A 15,934-nucleotide genomic window follows, 5' to 3' on the forward strand; every position below is an offset into this window, starting at 1 on the left:
TTGGAACCTCACCTGTGCCGGATACGCGGATTGACCAGACCGTAGAGCAGATCGACAATCAGATTGACTGCCATGACCAGCCCTGCAATCAGCAGAAGTCCGCCTTGCACGACCGGATAGTCGCGGCGAGAGATCGAATCGAGCATCCATTTGCCGATGCCCGGCCAGGAAAAGATCGTTTCCGTCAGGATTGCGCCGGCGAGAAGTACGCCAACCTGCAGACCGATCGTCGTGATCACCGGAATGAGTGCATTGCGAAGCGCATGCAGTCCGACAACCCGGCGGGTCGGCAGGCCCTTGGCACGCGCCGTGCGCACATAGTCTTCGCCCAGCACTTCCAGCATCGCCGAACGGGTCTGGCGCGCGATGACTGCAAGCGGAATGGTGGCCAGCACGATGGTCGGCAGGACAAGATGCGACGCAGCCGATGCAAAAGCACCCTTCTGTCCCGACAACAGACTGTCGATCAGCATGAAGCCGGTGACGGGCGGGAAGAAAAACAGCAGCGAAATACGGCCCGATACCGGGGTCAGCTGCAGATAATTCGAGAAGAAAATGATGAGGAGCAGGCCCCACCAGAAGATCGGCATGGAATAACCGACGAGGGCGACACCCATCAGCGACTGGTCGAACCACGACCCGCGCTTGACGGCTGCCACGACGCCCGCCGGAATGCCGATCAATACGGCCAGAATGATTGCGCAGACGCTCAATTCCACGGTGGCCGGGAAGAGCGAAAAGAACTCGGTCAGGACCGGCTTCTTGGTGACGATCGAAAGGCCGAAATCGCCATGCAACAGGTTCCAGACATAGTCGAGATATTGCTGCCAGATCGGACGGTCGAAACCGAACTGCGCCATAAGTGCAGCATGACGCTCGGGACTGACACCACGTTCACCGGCCATCAACAGCACCGGATCGCCCGGCAACACGCGCACGAAACCGAAGGCGACGATGGTGATCCCGATGAAAGTCGGCACCAGATAGGCCAACTTATTCAGAAAAAAACGGAACATAGAATAAACTCCGACCGGGAGCGGAGGGTTTATCCCCCCGCTCCCGGCCGCTGGTGTTGAGACGAATTACTCTGCGATATCGACGCCGGTGAAGCGATGGATACCCACTGGGTCCATCTTGTAACCGGAGACCTTGGAGGACATCGGCATGAAGACGGTCGAGTGGTCGAGAGTTGCCCAAGGAGCCTGCTCCTTGAAGATGACCTGCGCCTGCTCATAGAGCTTGGCGCGTTCGCCCTGATCGGCAGTGATCTTGGCCTTCTGGATCAGATCTTCAAACGGCTTGTAGCACCACTGGGCACGGTTGTTGTTGCCAACGCCCGAGCAGCCGAGCAGAACGCCGAGGAAGTTGTCCGGATCACCATTGTCGCCGGTCCAGCCCATGATAGCCGCACCGTCACGGTCCTTGTCGGACGACTTCTTGAGGTATTCACCCCATTCCATCGAAACGATGTCCACGCCAACGCCAACCTTTGCGAAGTCCGACTGGATCAGTTCGGCAACGCGGCGGGCATTCGGCATGTACGGACGGCTGACCGGCATTGCCCAGACCTTCATCTTCAGGTCCTTGACGCCAGCAGCTTCAAGCGCCTTCTTGGCTTCTTCCGGGTTATACTCGTCGTCCTTGACGTCGTTGTTATAGCCCCACATTGTCGGCGGGATCGGATTCTTGGCAACTTCGCCCGAACCCTGGAACACGGCGTCGACAATGGCCTTCTTGTTGATGGCCTGGTTCAGCGCCTTGCGTACTTCCGGCTTGTCGAACGGAGCGACCAGCGTGTTGTAGGCAAGATAGGCAACGTTCAGACCTGGCTGTTCGTCAACCTTGAGGCTCGAATCGGCCTTCAGACCTTCAATGTCTGCCGGAGCCGGATAGGACATGATGTGGCATTCGCCAGCCTTTAGCTTCTGCGCGCGCACAGCAGGATCGGTCGTGATCGCGAAGACGAGATCGTCGATCTTTTCCTTGCCGCCCCAGTAGTCAGGGTTAGCCTTGTAGCGGATCACAGCGTCCTTCTGGTAGGCGACGAAGGTGAACGGGCCGGTTCCGAGCGGGAACTGGTTGAGATCGTCCATCTTCTTGTCGGCCTGAAGCTTGTCAGCATATTCCTTCGACAGGATGGATGCGAAATCCATGGCCAGATCGGCGAGGAACGGAGCTTCCGGACGGCTCAGCACGAAGGTGACGGTATGGTCGTCCACGCGCTTGATCTCCTTGATCAGCGTCGGGAATTCCATGCTGTCGAAATATTCGTAGGAAACACCGGCAGTATATTCGTGCCAGGGATTGTCCTTCTTGGCCTGACGCTCGAACGAGAAGATCACGTCGTCGGCGTTGAATTCGCGCGTCGGCGTGAAAAAGTCGGTCGTCTGGAACTTCACACCCTTGCGCAGGTGGAAGGTGTATTCGAGACCATCCTTCGAAACTTCCCAGCTCTCGGCGAGACCTGGTTCAATCGTGGTTTCGCCATGCTTGAACTCGACGAGACGGTCATAAGCCGTGCGCGACGAAGCATCGAACGTATCCCCGCCCGTATAGGCAGCCGGATCGAAGCCTTCAGGCGAAGCCGGCGAGCAGTAAACGAGTGTCTTGGCAGATGCAGCACCGCTCATGAGAGCCACCAGCGCGGTTGCAGCCAGGAGTGTTTTGTACATTTTCATTTTATTGTCCGCCTCCACGGAAAAGTCTGCCGCGCGCACCCCATTGCCCGCAGCTTGGCCTATCGAAACGCTTGGTTCCCTACTTTGCAAGCGCAATTGTTAGAACCAGTTCACGTTCTTATGCGTTTACCACCCATATTTTTAGATTTTAATTTCTTCAGAACGCCATATTGCGGAAAATTGCGCTAAGCGCGGTCAAATCATAATATTATTTGCGTGAATTTTCGCATGGGGTCATGCAATCGTCGCATAGCGCCTCTGGAATCGCCGGAATTGCGGGCAATATAAGCGATATCCCCTCTGTTTAATCGCTAAAAACTCGGCTAATAACTGGATTACTATACTCATATTTACGGTGGCCCGATGACCGAGACCAAGGACCAGATTGATTCTCCTATCAGGCCGACAACGCCGGAAGCCATTCAGCTGGCGAAGACATTGATGCGCACGGCGCGCTATGGCGCACTTGCCGTGCTGGATGTGAAAACCCACCGTCCGCTGGCAAGCCGCGTTGCGGTTGCGACCGACATGGACGGCACACCGCTCATTCTGGTTTCGGGACTGGCTGCCCATACGCCGGGCCTGCTCGCCAATCCGGCCTGCTCACTATTGCTGGGCGAACCCGGCAAGGGCGATCCGCTTGCGCATCCGCGCATCACGCTTCACTGTGACGCCGCCAAGATCGAGCGGACAGCGGAGGATTATCCGCGCATTCGCCGACGTTACCTGAACCACAATCCCAAGGGCGCACTTTATGTCGACCTCGGCGACTTTGCGTTTTTCCGGCTGCATGTCGCTGGCGCAAGTCTGAACGGCGGCTTCGGCAAGGCCTTCAATCTCACATCGGATGACCTCATCTGCCCCGCTGACATAGCCGAAAGTATAGCTCCCAACGAACAGGACTTTCTTGATAGTGTCACGGAAAATGGAGAAGATGCGATTGTAGCCCGTATCACTGAGGTGACCGGTGCAGCCGCAAGGCCATTGAAGGTGGCAGGAATAGACCCCGACGGTATCGACGTTGCGGTCGGCAATGAGATCGTGCGACTCTCCTTTTCGCGGCGCTGTTCCAGCGTTGCGGAAATACGCACCGAACTGTCAAAAATGACCCATTTGCCCCACTGAAACAAATTCACGTTCTTTTTGGGACAAATTTGCGCGATTTAAACCCCTGCGAATTTAAGCAAGGCCTTTTCAAACGAAATGGCAGCCTTTAAATTTGACCTGCGTGTTCCAAAAAGGGACCGTCATTTGAAACTACCAGCGGTCTTACGGGGGTATGACAGCAAATGAATAACGAACATACTTTTTGTGATTTAACAGAAAACGCAGATCAGGCAGCAGATTTTCTTTCAGCACTCGCAAACAACAAGCGACTATTGATTTTATGCAAGCTGCTACACAATGAAATGTCGGTCGGCGCGCTCGCCAAGGCAATTGACCTCAGTCAGTCGGCTTTGTCCCAGCATCTGGCCAAATTGCGGGCTCTCGACCTCGTTTCGACCCGACGCGATGCCCAAACCATCTACTATATGGTTTCGTCACCGCATATCGAGTTGATGTTGTCGACGCTCTCAAGTCTCTATATGAGTCCGACACCGCGTCGGCAGGAACAGCCGGTACTAGCCATCGCCTGAGCATGAGGTTACAGCCGTGCAATGAAATCAGAAGATCATTTGCACGGCTGTCTCCAACGCATAGACGATGCGGACGATGACCGCCTTTCGCCTTATCGTGACATTCGCGAGAAAGACCTCGTTGGACGCCAGAAGCGTTTCATCGCGGAAGGCAAAGTCGTCATCAATGTCCTGTTCTCCTCCACTGCCCGCTTTGAGACAGAATCGTTGCTCGTGCTCGAAAATCGGCTCGAAGGGCTGACAGAACAGCTGGCGCAGATCCCCGCAGGCACCCCGGTTTATTGCGTGCCGCAAGCCGTGATGGATGCCGTCGCTGGTTTTCATGTGCACCGCGGCATTCTTGCCGTCGGACGCCGCAAGCCCCAGCCGGAATTGGCTGACTTGCTGGCCACCCTCCCGCAACAGTCGCTCGTCACCGTGCTGTGCGGCATATCCAATCATGACAATGTCGGATCCATCTTCCGCAACGCTGCTGCCTTCGAGGCCGATTGCGTGCTGATGGATGAAACCTGCTGCGATCCGCTTTATCGCAAGGCCATTCGCGTTTCTGTCGGTGCAACGCTGAAAGTCCCCTATTCCCATGGCGGTCGCATCGACGAGATTCTCGCCGCCCTGCACGATGCCAACTTCAACGTGCTGGCGCTCAGCCCTTCATCGGAAACAAGCATCTATCAGGCAACCGGGCATGATCGTCAGGCGCTGTTGCTCGGTACAGAAGGTGAAGGGCTGCCACAACGGCTGCTAGAGAAGCTGCAGACGGCACGCATTCCGATGTCGAAGGAATTCGACAGCCTGAATGTCGCCACAGCGTCCGGTATCGCCCTGTCACGCTTTAGCCGGTTTCAATAGACCTCGCTTAGCTATTTGTTTTTCCGCACATCTTGTCCGAAAACCGTTTCACACTTTTCGGGATGGCTCCCAGCAAACGGTAAAAGTGCAGCGATCAGCCGCCCGTCAATGGCCGCCAGTCCGGCTGCGATCATCGCCATGCCAAAAAAATGCTTTGCTTGCAGGGTCTCCCCCAGAAAAAGCACGCCGAGCAGGATCGCGCTGACCGGGATAAGAAACGTCACCAGCATCAGATTGACCGCACCCGCCGTCGAGAGGATGCGAAAGAAGAGCACATAGGCAAGCGCAGTTGAGAGCAGTGCGATTCCGGCCAGCGCGCCCCAGGTGGCGGCGCTTGGTGCGGCCAGCGTCCACGGATGATCCACGATCAGGGCAACCGGAATGAGCATAACCGTCGTTGCCGTCACCTGACCGGTGGCCGTGATCAGCGGGGCGACGCCCATCGCCTTGAAACGGCGTCCAAAAATACCTGCAAAAGCATAGGAAAGCGCCGCGCAGAGAACAGCAAGCTGTGGCCAGAGATTATGCCCAAGTCCGCCGATGGCGTCTGGCCCGATCATGATCGCCACACCGCAGAAGCCGATCAGAACACCGGCAATCTTGTTGCGGGTGATCTTTTCGTCTGCGGTAAGGAAATGCGCAACGATCACGCCGAACAGCGGTGTCGTAGCATTGAGGATGGAAGCAAGCCCGCTGGCGATCTGCGTCTGGCCGTAGACGATGAGACAAAACGGCAGCAGATTGTTGAGAAAACCCATACCGAAAAAAGCCGCCCAAATGCGCCGGTCCTTCGGCATGGACAGGCCCATGAGGCGGATCAGCGCCACCAGGGCCAGCGCCGCCAGAGCAACGCGCAGCGTGACAATGCTGAATGGCGGCAGTTCCCGAACCGCAATGCCGTTGAAGAAGAATGACCCGCCCCAGAGCACGGAAAGCACGAGCAACATGCCCCATTCTTTCCAGCCCATCACCTTTTGCGTTGCCATCGCTAGCACTCCCGAAATTCAATAATGAGGCTCTGCTCAAAGCCAGATTAGGCGAACAGGGCCGGATTGACTTCCCGTTTATCGCTTTTAAATTCAACGCTTGGCAAACGAGTGTTTCTCGTAAAATGAGTGAGTAAAACTAAACCATGCATGCACCGCTTCCCTCCCTCAACGGACTGCGTGCGTTTGAAGCCACAGCCCGGCGCGGCAGCGTAACATTGGCAGCGCAGGAACTGAACGTAACGCCCGGCGCCGTCAGCCTTCAGGTGCGCGAGCTGGAAATGTCGCTTGGTATCTCGCTGTTCACGCGCAAGCCGCGCCGCCTCATCCTGACACAGGACGGCGAACAGTATTTTGCGGCTTTGCGCACGGCATTCCGCACGATTCGCGAGGCAACGGCGCAGCTCAAAACCCGCGCCCTGCCCATACTGACGATCAGTTGCACGCCAAGCTTCGCCATCCAGTGGCTGACGCCTCGGCTCTCGCTTTTTGAAGCTCTTCACCCGCAGGTCGATCTGCGCATCAGCCCATCCAACAGAATCGTAGATCTTGAGCGTGACGGCATCGATGTTGCGATACGCCATGGTTTCGGGACCTATCCCGGACTGGAAAGCGAGCGGCTGATCGATGATGACCTGACGCCGGTGTGCAGCCCTGCCCTTCTTACGGGCGCAGATCGCGATCCCGCATTGCTTGAAAATTTCACCCTGCTCCATGACGAGCATCGGCATGACTGGCGTCTATGGCTGGAGGCAGCGGGTCTGGACACCATCGACGCATCGAACGGGCCGATCTTTCTCGACAGCAATGGCGCTATCGAAACAGCGAAAGCCGGGCATGGCTTTGCGCTTGTGCGCCGGTCATTGGTAGCGCGTGAACTGGAGGACGGCGCTCTGGTCGCGCCCTTCTGTCAGGAAGTCGCCAAGGGCTTCGCCTATCATCTGATCTATCCGGCAACGGCGCTGGAACGCCCGATCGTGGCCGCATTCCGGGACTGGGTGCTGTCGCAGGCAAAAAAATAGGCGGGTGTGAAACACCCACCTATCATTTCGTTTGGTCTTTCAAACCGGCTCAGGCCGCCGACGCACTCGCAGTGCCAGCCACCAGACGGCGCAGCATTTCTTCTGCCTGCGGTTCGCGTTCCGAACGACCGATAAAGCCGCCGCCAAAAACGCGCGCCGTATTGCTCTCATCGGAATACAGCACACAAGCCTGTCCGGGAGCGATGCCGCTTTCGCCATCCACCAGTTCAACCCAGGTCTTTCCGTCGGCATGGCGCAGAACGGCCGGACGTGGCGGACGCGTGGAGCGAACCTTGGCGAAAACTTCCAATCCGCCTTCCGGCAGATCGCCGATTGGGCCATCGCCCAGCCAGTTGATATCGCGCAGGAACACCTTGTGCGTTTCCAGCGCCTCACGCGGGCCGACGATGACGCGCGCGTTAGCGGCGTCGAGATGCACAACATAAAGCGGCTCGCCAGTGGCAACACCGATACCGCGACGCTGGCCAACCGTGTAATGGACGATACCGTCATGACGGCCAAGCGTGCGACCGTCGATATGGACAATGTCGCCTGGATTGGCGGCTTCCGGCTTCAGCCGGGAGATAATGTCGGAATATTTGCCCTGCGGCACGAAGCAGATATCCTGGCTATCCTGCTTCTTGGCAACCGTCAGGCCCATTTCCTCAGCAATTTCACGCACCTGCGCCTTTGGCAGATGGCCAAGCGGGAAGCGCAGATAGTCGATCTGCTCCTGCGTGGTCGCGAAAAGGAAATAGCTCTGGTCACGATCCGTATCGACCGGACGATAGAGCGAGCGGTGCGCACCATTTGCACGGCTGCGAATATAGTGACCCGTCGCCAGAGCATCCGCACCAAGATCGCGTGCGGTCTGCAGAAGGTCAGCAAACTTGACCGTCTGGTTGCAGGAGACGCATGGGATCGGCGTCTCACCGCTGACATAGGAATTCGCGAACGGGTCGATCACGGCTTCGCGGAAACGCGCTTCGTAATCGAGAACGTAATGGGGAATGCCGAGGCTTTCCGAAACGCGGCGGGCGTCTTCAATGTCCTGTCCTGCACAACAGGAACCGGCGCGATGAACCGCTGCGCCATGATCATAAAGCTGCAGCGTCACGCCGACGACGTCGTAACCTTCACGTTTGAGAATCCCGGCCACAACAGATGAATCGACGCCGCCCGACATGGCGACGACAACGCGCGTGTCTTCCGGCTTTCCCGGCAGATCGAGGCTGTTCAGGCTCATGATTGATTCCAGCTTCCGGGCATGCGCCCTGCTTCTCAAAATTCAGATTTCTAAGGCCTATATAGGCGAAACTGCGGCAATTTGCCAAGGTGTCGCAGAATAAACATTGGTCGAATTGCGACCTGCCCCGCACACTTCACCGTGAAATTCACCCAAAAACACCGAAATATCGTCGGGGCCTTCATTTTTCTTCGAAAATTTTTCAAGTGTTACCAGAGTGTTACCGGCAGTTTAGGTAATTTTTAAAGCTGTGGCGCTAGTCTCACACTCGATTAGGTCCTTGAGTGTTGTGTAGAGAGTACAATGACCGATCTGGTAAGACCGCGTATAAAGTATGTAATTGGTCCCGATGGCAGTCCGCTGACCATTGCGGACCTTCCCCCCGCCAATACAAGGCGCTGGGTCATCCGCCGCAAGGCCGAAGTTGTCGCTGCTGTTCGCGGCGGACTTCTGAGCCTTGAGGAGGCATGCCAGCGTTATACATTGACGGTGGAAGAGTTCCTTGGCTGGCAGTCCTCGATCGATGAGCATGGTCTCGCCGGTCTCCGGACGACCAGAATTCAGCAATATCGGCACTGATGGATCGTGCCGGGTTGAACAGACGTTCAATCATTCGAACGATTCAGCCCATTGATCTGACAAATTGAAAACCGGCCCTCTGGGCCGGTTTTTGTTTGCGCAAATCATTCCTATGTTGAAGACTGTATGCGTTCAATCTGGAGGATGGCATGAGCGGAAATATCGAGATTCGCAAGGAAGACAGTTCCGATGGCGGACGCTATGTGGCGTCGCTGGACGGCAGCGAAGCCGAAATGACCTACACCAAGCTGGGGCCGTCGCTCATTTCCGTCGATCATACCCGCGTGCCGGAATCCATGCGCGGCAAGGGCGCCGCACAGGTGCTGGCCAAGAACGCCATTCTTGATGCACGCCGCAATGGCTGGAAAATCATTCCGCGCTGCAGCTTCTTGCATGCGCAGGCGACGCGTCACCCCGATTGGTCGGATGTGATAACCAACGGCTGATAGCGCCCGGCACACAATGGAAACGCCGACCGGATGCTATCGGGTCGGCGTTTTCGCGAATCATGCGTGATAGGATCAGCGAACAATCAGCCTTTCGGCAATTCCTGAATGCGGCTTGCAAGGCTTTTGGAGACGGCTTTGCCATTCTTTCCGCCTTTGCCGCCCGCCACCGTCTCTGCGGCTTGCAGAATGCCGGGAATAGGCGAATCAGGCCCTTCCTTTTCAGCGGTTGCTGCGACCATGCGGGCAGCAAGCTCCGCCATCTCCTCGCGAAGCGCCGCATTCTGCCGCGTGATCTCCGCCTGATCCTGATCGGACAGCGAAACAGCGACAGCACCGCCCCGCGAAAAGCGTTCCAGCTTTTCCTGTGCATCGGACAGTTCGGAAATCAGCTTTTCCAGCTTCTGCTGCAAATCGCCGTTCCGGCGTTTCTCGCTCTTCAATTCAGTCTGCGCCGAGGTGAGCTGCGTTGAAAGCTCGTTGTAGCGGGCAGTTGCTTCCTTACGGTCACGGCGCATTTCAGTTATCTCGCTCGATAAGCGGCCACGTTCAGCCTCATTAGCGCTTATCTCGATACGCAGCGTATCCGCAAGCCCTTCCAGCGCAGTGTAATGGCTTTGAATGCGTTCAAGCTCGGCTTGCAGAATCTCGGACTTTTCCGACGCTGTTCCCTGCGAAGACTTGGCCTCCAGCAGCGCCTGATCCTGCTCTGCCAGTTTTTTCTCGATGGTGGACTGGCTTTCCTCGAGCAGTGGAATGCGCTTCAGCTCATCATATTGACGCCCAAGGGCGACCGCCTGTTCGGCGGCCTTCTGGCGTTCCCGCTTCAATTGCTGCTCCAGTTTGCTGATGGCCAAGGCAAATTCGGCGCGCAATCCGTCCTTGTCAGCGCGGATTTCAGCAAGCGTGATCGGCAGCTCGGCCTGAACCTGTCGTCGCGCCAGAAAGAAAGCGCGCCGCCAGACCGACGGCCCGAGCAGGATCAGGACGAAAACCGTCACAAGAACGCCAAGCAGGAAGAAGAGTGCGGACTGGATCAAGGTTTCACACGAAGTTGAGCTTTTTGCAGCCAAACAGAACCATCAGGGATGGTAGCGCATAGGTTTGGGATGCGCAAAAGGCTTTCTTGCACCGAAACAATTTCCGGGTGCAGAGGAGCCTTCGCGCAACCAGCAATTCACGACGACTTAGAACGGGTTCCAGGTCGGAGCAGCGGAAACTTTCAGATAGCCGATATTCACGCCAAGCCTTGCGCCGACGCCGGTGCGGATTGGTACGAGCACGATGTTTTCGCGCTTCAGCACGTTGAACCCGACGCCTGCGACCACATAAGCCGAACCGGCAACGCCCGCGTAACGACCGTAAAGGTTCTGGATATCGTCCAGATTATAGACGAGCATCATGACGCGCGAGCCCTGACCGCCGAAATCCCAGCCGAGCGAAGGGCCCTGCCAGTAAGTCTTATGGTCACCGGCATTCTTCGTATAAAGCGTGCCTTCGCCATAGGTCAGTCCGCCGATGAACGCGCCGGAACCTTCTTCACCAAGAACATAGCCGTTCGGTAGGCCGAAGCTCTGGAATGCTTTCTCGACGGCGCTGGCAAGCCCGCCCGAAGCCGAGCCAAAGAACCGATGACCGGAATCGACGATTTCCTCGGCGGTGTAGGTGTTCTGCGCCCGTGCCTGATGCGGCAGAGCGAGGATGGAGACAAACAGTGCCGCAAGAAACGCGATGTAATACGCCGCATTGCGGAAACTGGTTTGCGACAGGGATGGTATGGCCATTTTTTTGTTTCCTTCTGGCTACCGCTTCTCTGTCTGACGCCCTGTTAAAAGCATGACGCCGCCTCTTCCGGGCTTTCGCGTCGAATCGCGCATATTGTAAGCGCTAATTTATTGTCCAAACCTTTATGAGCGGAAATTGGCGTTACAAAGGCGAAAATCCCGCGTCTTTTTCAACTCGCCTCCATTCATAAGACGATCTCACAAAAGACAGCTTTGTTGCGGCTTTCTAGTGTGGCGTGTATCCAGTTAAACCGACATTCCGGGCGATTCGCCCACCTTCATGCCGCGCGTCAAACGACAGGTTTTACGTGCGGTTTCGTTAACCGATCAGGACGCGACCGTCCGGCCGAAGCGCCGCGGAGCCGGGTCCATCCGCGTTCCGGAGAAAGCGCCATGCCACTACCCGTTACCCTTTCCGCACTCGACCTCGGTGCGCTTCTGTGCAGCAGGATCTGTCATGACATCATCTCGCCGGTTGGCGCGATCAATAACGGTCTTGAACTGCTGGAAGAAGGCGGCGCAGACGAAGATGCGATGGCGCTGATCAAGTCGAGCGCGCGCAACGCCTCGGCCCGCCTCCAGTTTGCCCGCATTGCCTTCGGCGCTGCCGGTTCGGCAGGCGTGCAGATCGATACGGGTGACGCACAGACCGTCGCTACCGAATATTTCAAGAACGAGAAGCCGGAACTGACCTGGGAAGGCACGCGCGTGCTTCTGCCCAAGAACAAGGTGAAGCTGCTGCTCAATATGCTGCTGATCGCCAATGGTGCGATCCCGCGTGGCGGCTCGCTTGCCGTGCGTCTGGAAGGCGGCGATACCGAGCCGCGCTTTGTCATCACGGCCAAAGGCCGTATGCTGCGCGTTCCGCCAAAGTTCCTGGAGCTGCATTCCGGCGCCACCCCGGAAGAGCCGATTGATGCGCATTCCGTGCAGCCTTATTATACGCTGCTGCTCGCCGAGGAAGCTGGCATGACTATTTCTATTCACGCGACGGCAGAAGATATCGTATTCTCCGCCGAATAAGTGAATTCGGAGCGCGGGCCCGCCCGCGCTCCTGCTGACATGATGACAGCAGACAACGGTCGTGTGATGTGAGGAGTTTCAGGCGGCTGCCCGCTGCCTTTCTGGGGGAATTTCGATGGGAGACGAAGCAATGGACGGCTATTGCCTGCTGGTTGACGATTCATCCGTCATCCGCAAGGTCGCGCGCCGTATCCTGTCCGATTCCATCGCAGAATTTGCCGAAGTCTCAACCGGACATGACGCGCTCGACAGTTGCGCATCGCGTATGCCGGATATCATCCTTCTGGATTTCGACCTGCCGGACATGACCGCCCTCGACGTCATTCCCGAGCTGCGCGCCCTGCCCGATGGCCAGCACCCGCGTATTATCGTTTGTCTCTATGAACTCGACGTCACGCGCATCATGCGTGCCAAACGCTCCGGCGCAGATGGCTACATATTGAAGCCTTTCGACCGTGCCTATCTCACCGAGCAATTCGCTATCCTGATGAGCGCCGAGCCGCAGAAGCGCCCTCGCCTGGCCTGACACGACCTTTGGCGACACGTCGCGATCAAACGACCTCATCTTCTAGCCGCCAAAAAGCAAAAAGCTCCGCCGAAGCGGAGCTTTTTATTCGTTGACCTTAAGGTCCGGGCCGATCAGGCGCTTTCGCGCAGCTCGGCATCCGGCTCGCGCAGCACATAGCCGCGGCCCCAGACGGTTTCAATGTAGCTCTGGCTACCGGAAACCGCGTCAAGCTTCTTGCGCAGCTTGCAGATGAAGACGTCGATGATCTTCAGTTCCGGCTCGTCCATACCGCCATAAAGGTGGTTGAGGAACATTTCCTTGGTGAGCGTCGTACCCTTGCGCAAGCTCAGAAGCTCGAGCATCTGGTATTCCTTGCCCGTCAGGTGAACGCGCTGGCCGGAAACTTCCACCGTCTTGGCGTCCAGATTGACGATCAGATCACCCGTGGTGATAACCGACTGTGCATGGCCCTTCGAGCGACGAACGATCGCATGAATACGCGCGATCAGCTCATCCTTGTGGAAAGGCTTGGTCATGTAGTCGTCAGCGCCGAAGCCGAGGCCGCGAACCTTGTCCTCAATACCAGCCATGCCGGAGAGGATCAGGATCGGCGTCTTCACCTTGGAAAGGCGCAACGTACGAAGAACTTCGTAACCAGACATATCCGGCAGATTCAAATCCAGCAGGATGATGTCGTAGTCATAAAGCTTGCCGAGATCGATGCCTTCCTCGCCCAGATCGGTCGTGTAGACATTAAAACTCTCGGACTTGAGCATCAGCTCAATGCTCTGTGCGATAGCACTGTCGTCTTCAATCAAAAGGACGCGCATCTCTTATCCCCTTTCCGCAGCCGACCAGATGTCCCTCAAGGCGGCACACGGAACCGTCGTTGCCTCTGTATGAAGGTGCCAGCAAATGGTTAACAAAATATGATTCTGGTTGGCAAGCATATTTATGCCCTGTTTAGAAAATTCTCGTAGCAATCTGAATCATAAGGAGATTCACTTTCCCATGACTCTAAAGCATCACTTTAAGAATTCTCGCTAAGCGATTCATCCGACTCTAGGTTTCACCTGTTGCTCAAAAACCACATTAGGTTTACCGAGCCTTAAGTCCTAACGCGTATGATTAACCTCGCCGGTAAAGGAATGGTTACCAAACGGGTGAAATCTTAACTTTTTGTTTCGCTACGAAGGGTGATTTCCGACAACGGCCGCGACGCTTTCCCTCTTTGGGGCTGGATTCGCGGGGGATTCGCAGTGTGAACGGGCGCGTTTTGCTTATTCACACTTGTTAATAAAGCATGGTCCGATCGCGTGAAACGAAGGTCGGCAAGGCTATGCTTCGAATGAATTTGTTTAGAGCGCCGATCCGATAAGCAGGATCGAACCGTTTTCTAGACTCAGGGGGGAACGCCCCAACACATGGAAGCTGGTTGGTGTTCAAGGAGTATTGCGTATGAAGCCACGTGAAAGCCTAGTCAGGCTGAAACTGTTCCAGGTGAAGGAAAAGCGCCGTCAACTGGGCCAGCTTGACCTGATGATCGGCGAGTTCGAGCGAATGGCTGGAGAACTCGACGCCCAGATTTTGTCGGAAGAAAAGAAAGCCGGCATCACCGACATCAATCATTTTGCCTATCCGACCTTCGCCAAGGCAGCGCGCCAGCGGCGTGACAACCTGTTCGGTTCGATCGGCGATCTGATGTCGCAGAAGGAAGCGGCAGAAGCAGAACTGGCCGTCGCCGAGATCGAGCTTTCCAAGGCCGAAGCGCTGGAAGAGCGCGACGGTGGCAAGGCGCCACGCGAAGTCGTCGAGCGCCCGGCCAACCAGCGTCGCGCAATGATCGGCTGATCGACGGCGAAACGATTGCGATTTTCAAGACACTGCCCTTCTTGCAAGGGGAGTGTCTTTTCGTCTGTACATAAGTCGGGCCGGAAAATAACAACCAACACGCTCCATCGGCGCCAGCGACATAAAAACTTGGTTTGCATCCCGCCGCACCCGCATGTAGGGAAGGCGTGCAATGCAGAAATCCGCCCCGCCAGGGCTTAAGCCAGCCCCAAGCAAATTCAATTTGAGCAAGATGCCCAAGCCGGTCCAGTGGGGCCTGCTTCTGGTGATGTCGGCTGTCCTGATCTTTGCCGGGGAAATGCTGCATCTTCCGGCAGCCTTGCTGCTGGGAGCCATGATCGGCGGCATTCTGATGGCGGCTGGCGAGAGCAGCTTGCGGGTTCACAGCCAGCTTTCGACACTTGCGCAGGCCGTGGTCGGCCTCTTGATTGCGCGTGCGATAACGCCTGAGTTCTTCTCCAATATGGGACGGCATCTGCCGATTATCCTGATCTCGATGCTCTTCGTGCTGTTTTCCAGCACGCTGATTGGCTATCTGCTGGCGCGGTTCCGCGTCCTGCCCGGCACAACCGCCGTCTGGGGCTCATCTCCCGGTGCTGCCACCGCGATGACCCTGATGGCGGAATCCTTCGGCGCAGACGCACGGCTTGTCGCCTTCATGCAATATCTGCGCGTCGTGCTGGTCGCGACCACCGCATCGCTCGTCGTCCGCCTCGGCGCTGGCGTGGAAATGGCCACGCCCGCTGCAATGGACTGGTTTCCACCGCTCAACCCATCCAGCCTTGGCGCAACGCTGCTTCTCGTCGTTGCTGGTGCGCTGCTTGGTCAGGTCTCGCGTATTCCCACCGGTTCCATGCTGGTGCCGCTGGTGCTGGGCGCGCTTCTTCAAGATACCGGCATCATGACCATTGACCTGCCGCCATGGCTGCTGGCGATCAGCTATACGCTGATTGGCTGGCGCATCGGGCTTGGCTTCTCGCGTGCGATCATTGCCCATGCGGCGCGGGCCTTTCCGGCCGTTCTGGCTTCCACACTGATCCTGATTGCTGTCTGCGGCCTGTTCGGCATGGCGCTTGGCCACATGCTCGATCTCGATCCCTTGACCGCCTATCTGGCGACAAGCCCCGGCGGCGCGGACACGGTTGCCATTATCGCCGCATCGACCAATGTCGACCTGCCCTTTATCATCGCCATGCAGACGAGCCGTTTCTTCGTCGTGCTTTTTGCCGGGCCAGCCATTGCCCGCTTCGTCGCCAAACGCGTGGAAAGAAGCCTGGCAAAACGTCCGCAAAGATCGGGCAAATAAAAAACCCGGCTTTCGCCGG

At 56.9% G+C, this 15,934-nt stretch carries 17 protein-coding genes; 10 read left to right on the forward strand and 7 right to left on the reverse strand.

The features are described 5' to 3' along the window. Positions 1–8: 8 nt before the first annotated feature. The gene (locus QBD01_RS19810) at positions 9–1,016 is read right to left on the reverse strand and encodes an ABC transporter permease subunit (protein ID WP_182520935.1); all 1,008 of its coding nucleotides are present in this window, start codon (positions 1,014–1,016) and stop codon (positions 9–11) included. A gap of 66 nt (positions 1,017–1,082) precedes the next feature. Next, positions 1,083–2,678: an ABC transporter substrate-binding protein gene (locus tag QBD01_RS19815; RefSeq protein ID WP_280994197.1), complete on the reverse strand. Its 1,596-nt coding sequence runs from the start codon at positions 2,676–2,678 to the stop codon at positions 1,083–1,085. A gap of 363 nt (positions 2,679–3,041) precedes the next feature. Here QBD01_RS19815 and QBD01_RS19820 point away from each other — a divergent pair, with 363 nt between their 5' ends. The 3 genes from QBD01_RS19820 (at position 3,042) to QBD01_RS19830 (ending at position 5,164) form a co-directional block, all read left to right on the forward strand. Further along, positions 3,042–3,803 (forward strand): DUF2470 domain-containing protein, encoded by a 762-nt coding sequence (locus tag QBD01_RS19820; protein WP_280994198.1) that lies wholly within the window; start codon positions 3,042–3,044, stop codon positions 3,801–3,803. A 164-nt stretch (positions 3,804–3,967) separates the two neighbouring features. After that, positions 3,968–4,315 carry a metalloregulator ArsR/SmtB family transcription factor gene (locus QBD01_RS19825; protein ID WP_280994199.1) on the forward strand — a complete coding sequence of 116 codons (348 nt, stop codon included), beginning with the start codon at positions 3,968–3,970 and terminating at the stop codon, positions 4,313–4,315. Positions 4,316–4,336: 21 nt separating this feature from the next. Continuing rightward, positions 4,337–5,164 carry an RNA methyltransferase gene (locus QBD01_RS19830; RefSeq protein WP_280994200.1) on the forward strand — a complete coding sequence of 276 codons (828 nt, stop codon included), beginning with the start codon at positions 4,337–4,339 and terminating at the stop codon, positions 5,162–5,164. A gap of 11 nt (positions 5,165–5,175) precedes the next feature. Here the strand turns inward: QBD01_RS19830 and QBD01_RS19835 are convergent, their stop codons facing one another. After that, positions 5,176–6,150 carry a DMT family transporter gene (locus QBD01_RS19835; RefSeq protein WP_280994201.1) on the reverse strand — a complete coding sequence of 325 codons (975 nt, stop codon included), beginning with the start codon at positions 6,148–6,150 and terminating at the stop codon, positions 5,176–5,178. A 146-nt stretch (positions 6,151–6,296) separates the two neighbouring features. Here QBD01_RS19835 and gcvA point away from each other — a divergent pair, with 146 nt between their 5' ends. After that, on the forward strand, positions 6,297–7,172 hold the full coding sequence (gene gcvA / locus QBD01_RS19840) for a transcriptional regulator GcvA (protein ID WP_280994202.1): 876 nt from the start codon (positions 6,297–6,299) through the stop codon (positions 7,170–7,172). Between the two features lie 49 nt (positions 7,173–7,221). On the opposite strand, the gene mnmA is transcribed toward gcvA, so the two are convergent. Beyond that, on the reverse strand, positions 7,222–8,418 hold the full coding sequence (gene mnmA / locus QBD01_RS19845) for a tRNA 2-thiouridine(34) synthase MnmA (protein ID WP_280994203.1): 1,197 nt from the start codon (positions 8,416–8,418) through the stop codon (positions 7,222–7,224). Positions 8,419–8,721: 303 nt separating this feature from the next. On the opposite strand from mnmA, the gene QBD01_RS19850 reads away from it, so the two are divergent. Together QBD01_RS19850 and QBD01_RS19855 are read left to right on the forward strand one after the other, a co-directional pair. Then, positions 8,722–8,997 (forward strand): DUF1153 domain-containing protein, encoded by a 276-nt coding sequence (locus QBD01_RS19850; RefSeq protein WP_010659559.1) that lies wholly within the window; start codon positions 8,722–8,724, stop codon positions 8,995–8,997. 149 nt (positions 8,998–9,146) lie between these two features. Then, positions 9,147–9,443: a GNAT family N-acetyltransferase gene (locus tag QBD01_RS19855; protein ID WP_280994204.1), complete on the forward strand. Its 297-nt coding sequence runs from the start codon at positions 9,147–9,149 to the stop codon at positions 9,441–9,443. Between the two features lie 86 nt (positions 9,444–9,529). On the opposite strand, the gene QBD01_RS19860 is transcribed toward QBD01_RS19855, so the two are convergent. Beyond that, the gene (locus QBD01_RS19860; protein ID WP_280994264.1) at positions 9,530–10,459 is read right to left on the reverse strand and encodes a hypothetical protein; all 930 of its coding nucleotides are present in this window, start codon (positions 10,457–10,459) and stop codon (positions 9,530–9,532) included. Between the two features lie 171 nt (positions 10,460–10,630). Then, positions 10,631–11,227, reverse strand: coding sequence for a DUF1134 domain-containing protein (locus QBD01_RS19865; RefSeq protein WP_078338797.1), 597 nt, complete (start codon positions 11,225–11,227; stop codon positions 10,631–10,633). A gap of 393 nt (positions 11,228–11,620) precedes the next feature. Here QBD01_RS19865 and chpT point away from each other — a divergent pair, with 393 nt between their 5' ends. Both chpT and QBD01_RS19875 read left to right on the forward strand, forming a co-directional pair. Beyond that, complete coding sequence (gene chpT, locus QBD01_RS19870) at positions 11,621–12,250, forward strand: histidine phosphotransferase ChpT (protein WP_182520926.1); 630 nt, start codon at positions 11,621–11,623, stop codon at positions 12,248–12,250. A gap of 115 nt (positions 12,251–12,365) precedes the next feature. Then, the gene (locus QBD01_RS19875) at positions 12,366–12,776 is read left to right on the forward strand and encodes a response regulator (RefSeq protein ID WP_280994205.1); all 411 of its coding nucleotides are present in this window, start codon (positions 12,366–12,368) and stop codon (positions 12,774–12,776) included. A 113-nt stretch (positions 12,777–12,889) separates the two neighbouring features. Here QBD01_RS19875 and ctrA read toward each other — a convergent pair whose 3' ends face one another. Beyond that, positions 12,890–13,588, reverse strand: coding sequence for a response regulator transcription factor CtrA (ctrA, locus tag QBD01_RS19880; RefSeq protein ID WP_078338799.1), 699 nt, complete (start codon positions 13,586–13,588; stop codon positions 12,890–12,892). A 628-nt stretch (positions 13,589–14,216) separates the two neighbouring features. Here ctrA and QBD01_RS19885 point away from each other — a divergent pair. Next, entirely contained in the window at positions 14,217–14,609 is a 393-nt protein-coding gene (locus tag QBD01_RS19885; RefSeq protein WP_078338800.1) for a flagellar export protein FliJ, read from the forward strand. 232 nt (positions 14,610–14,841) lie between these two features. Beyond that, the gene (locus tag QBD01_RS19890) at positions 14,842–15,915 is read left to right on the forward strand and encodes an AbrB family transcriptional regulator (RefSeq protein WP_280994265.1); all 1,074 of its coding nucleotides are present in this window, start codon (positions 14,842–14,844) and stop codon (positions 15,913–15,915) included. Positions 15,916–15,934 lie beyond the last annotated feature (19 nt).

This window comes from Ochrobactrum sp. 19YEA23, assembly GCF_029909865.1.
Taxonomy (GTDB): Bacteria; Pseudomonadota; Alphaproteobacteria; order Rhizobiales; family Rhizobiaceae; genus Brucella; species Brucella gambitense.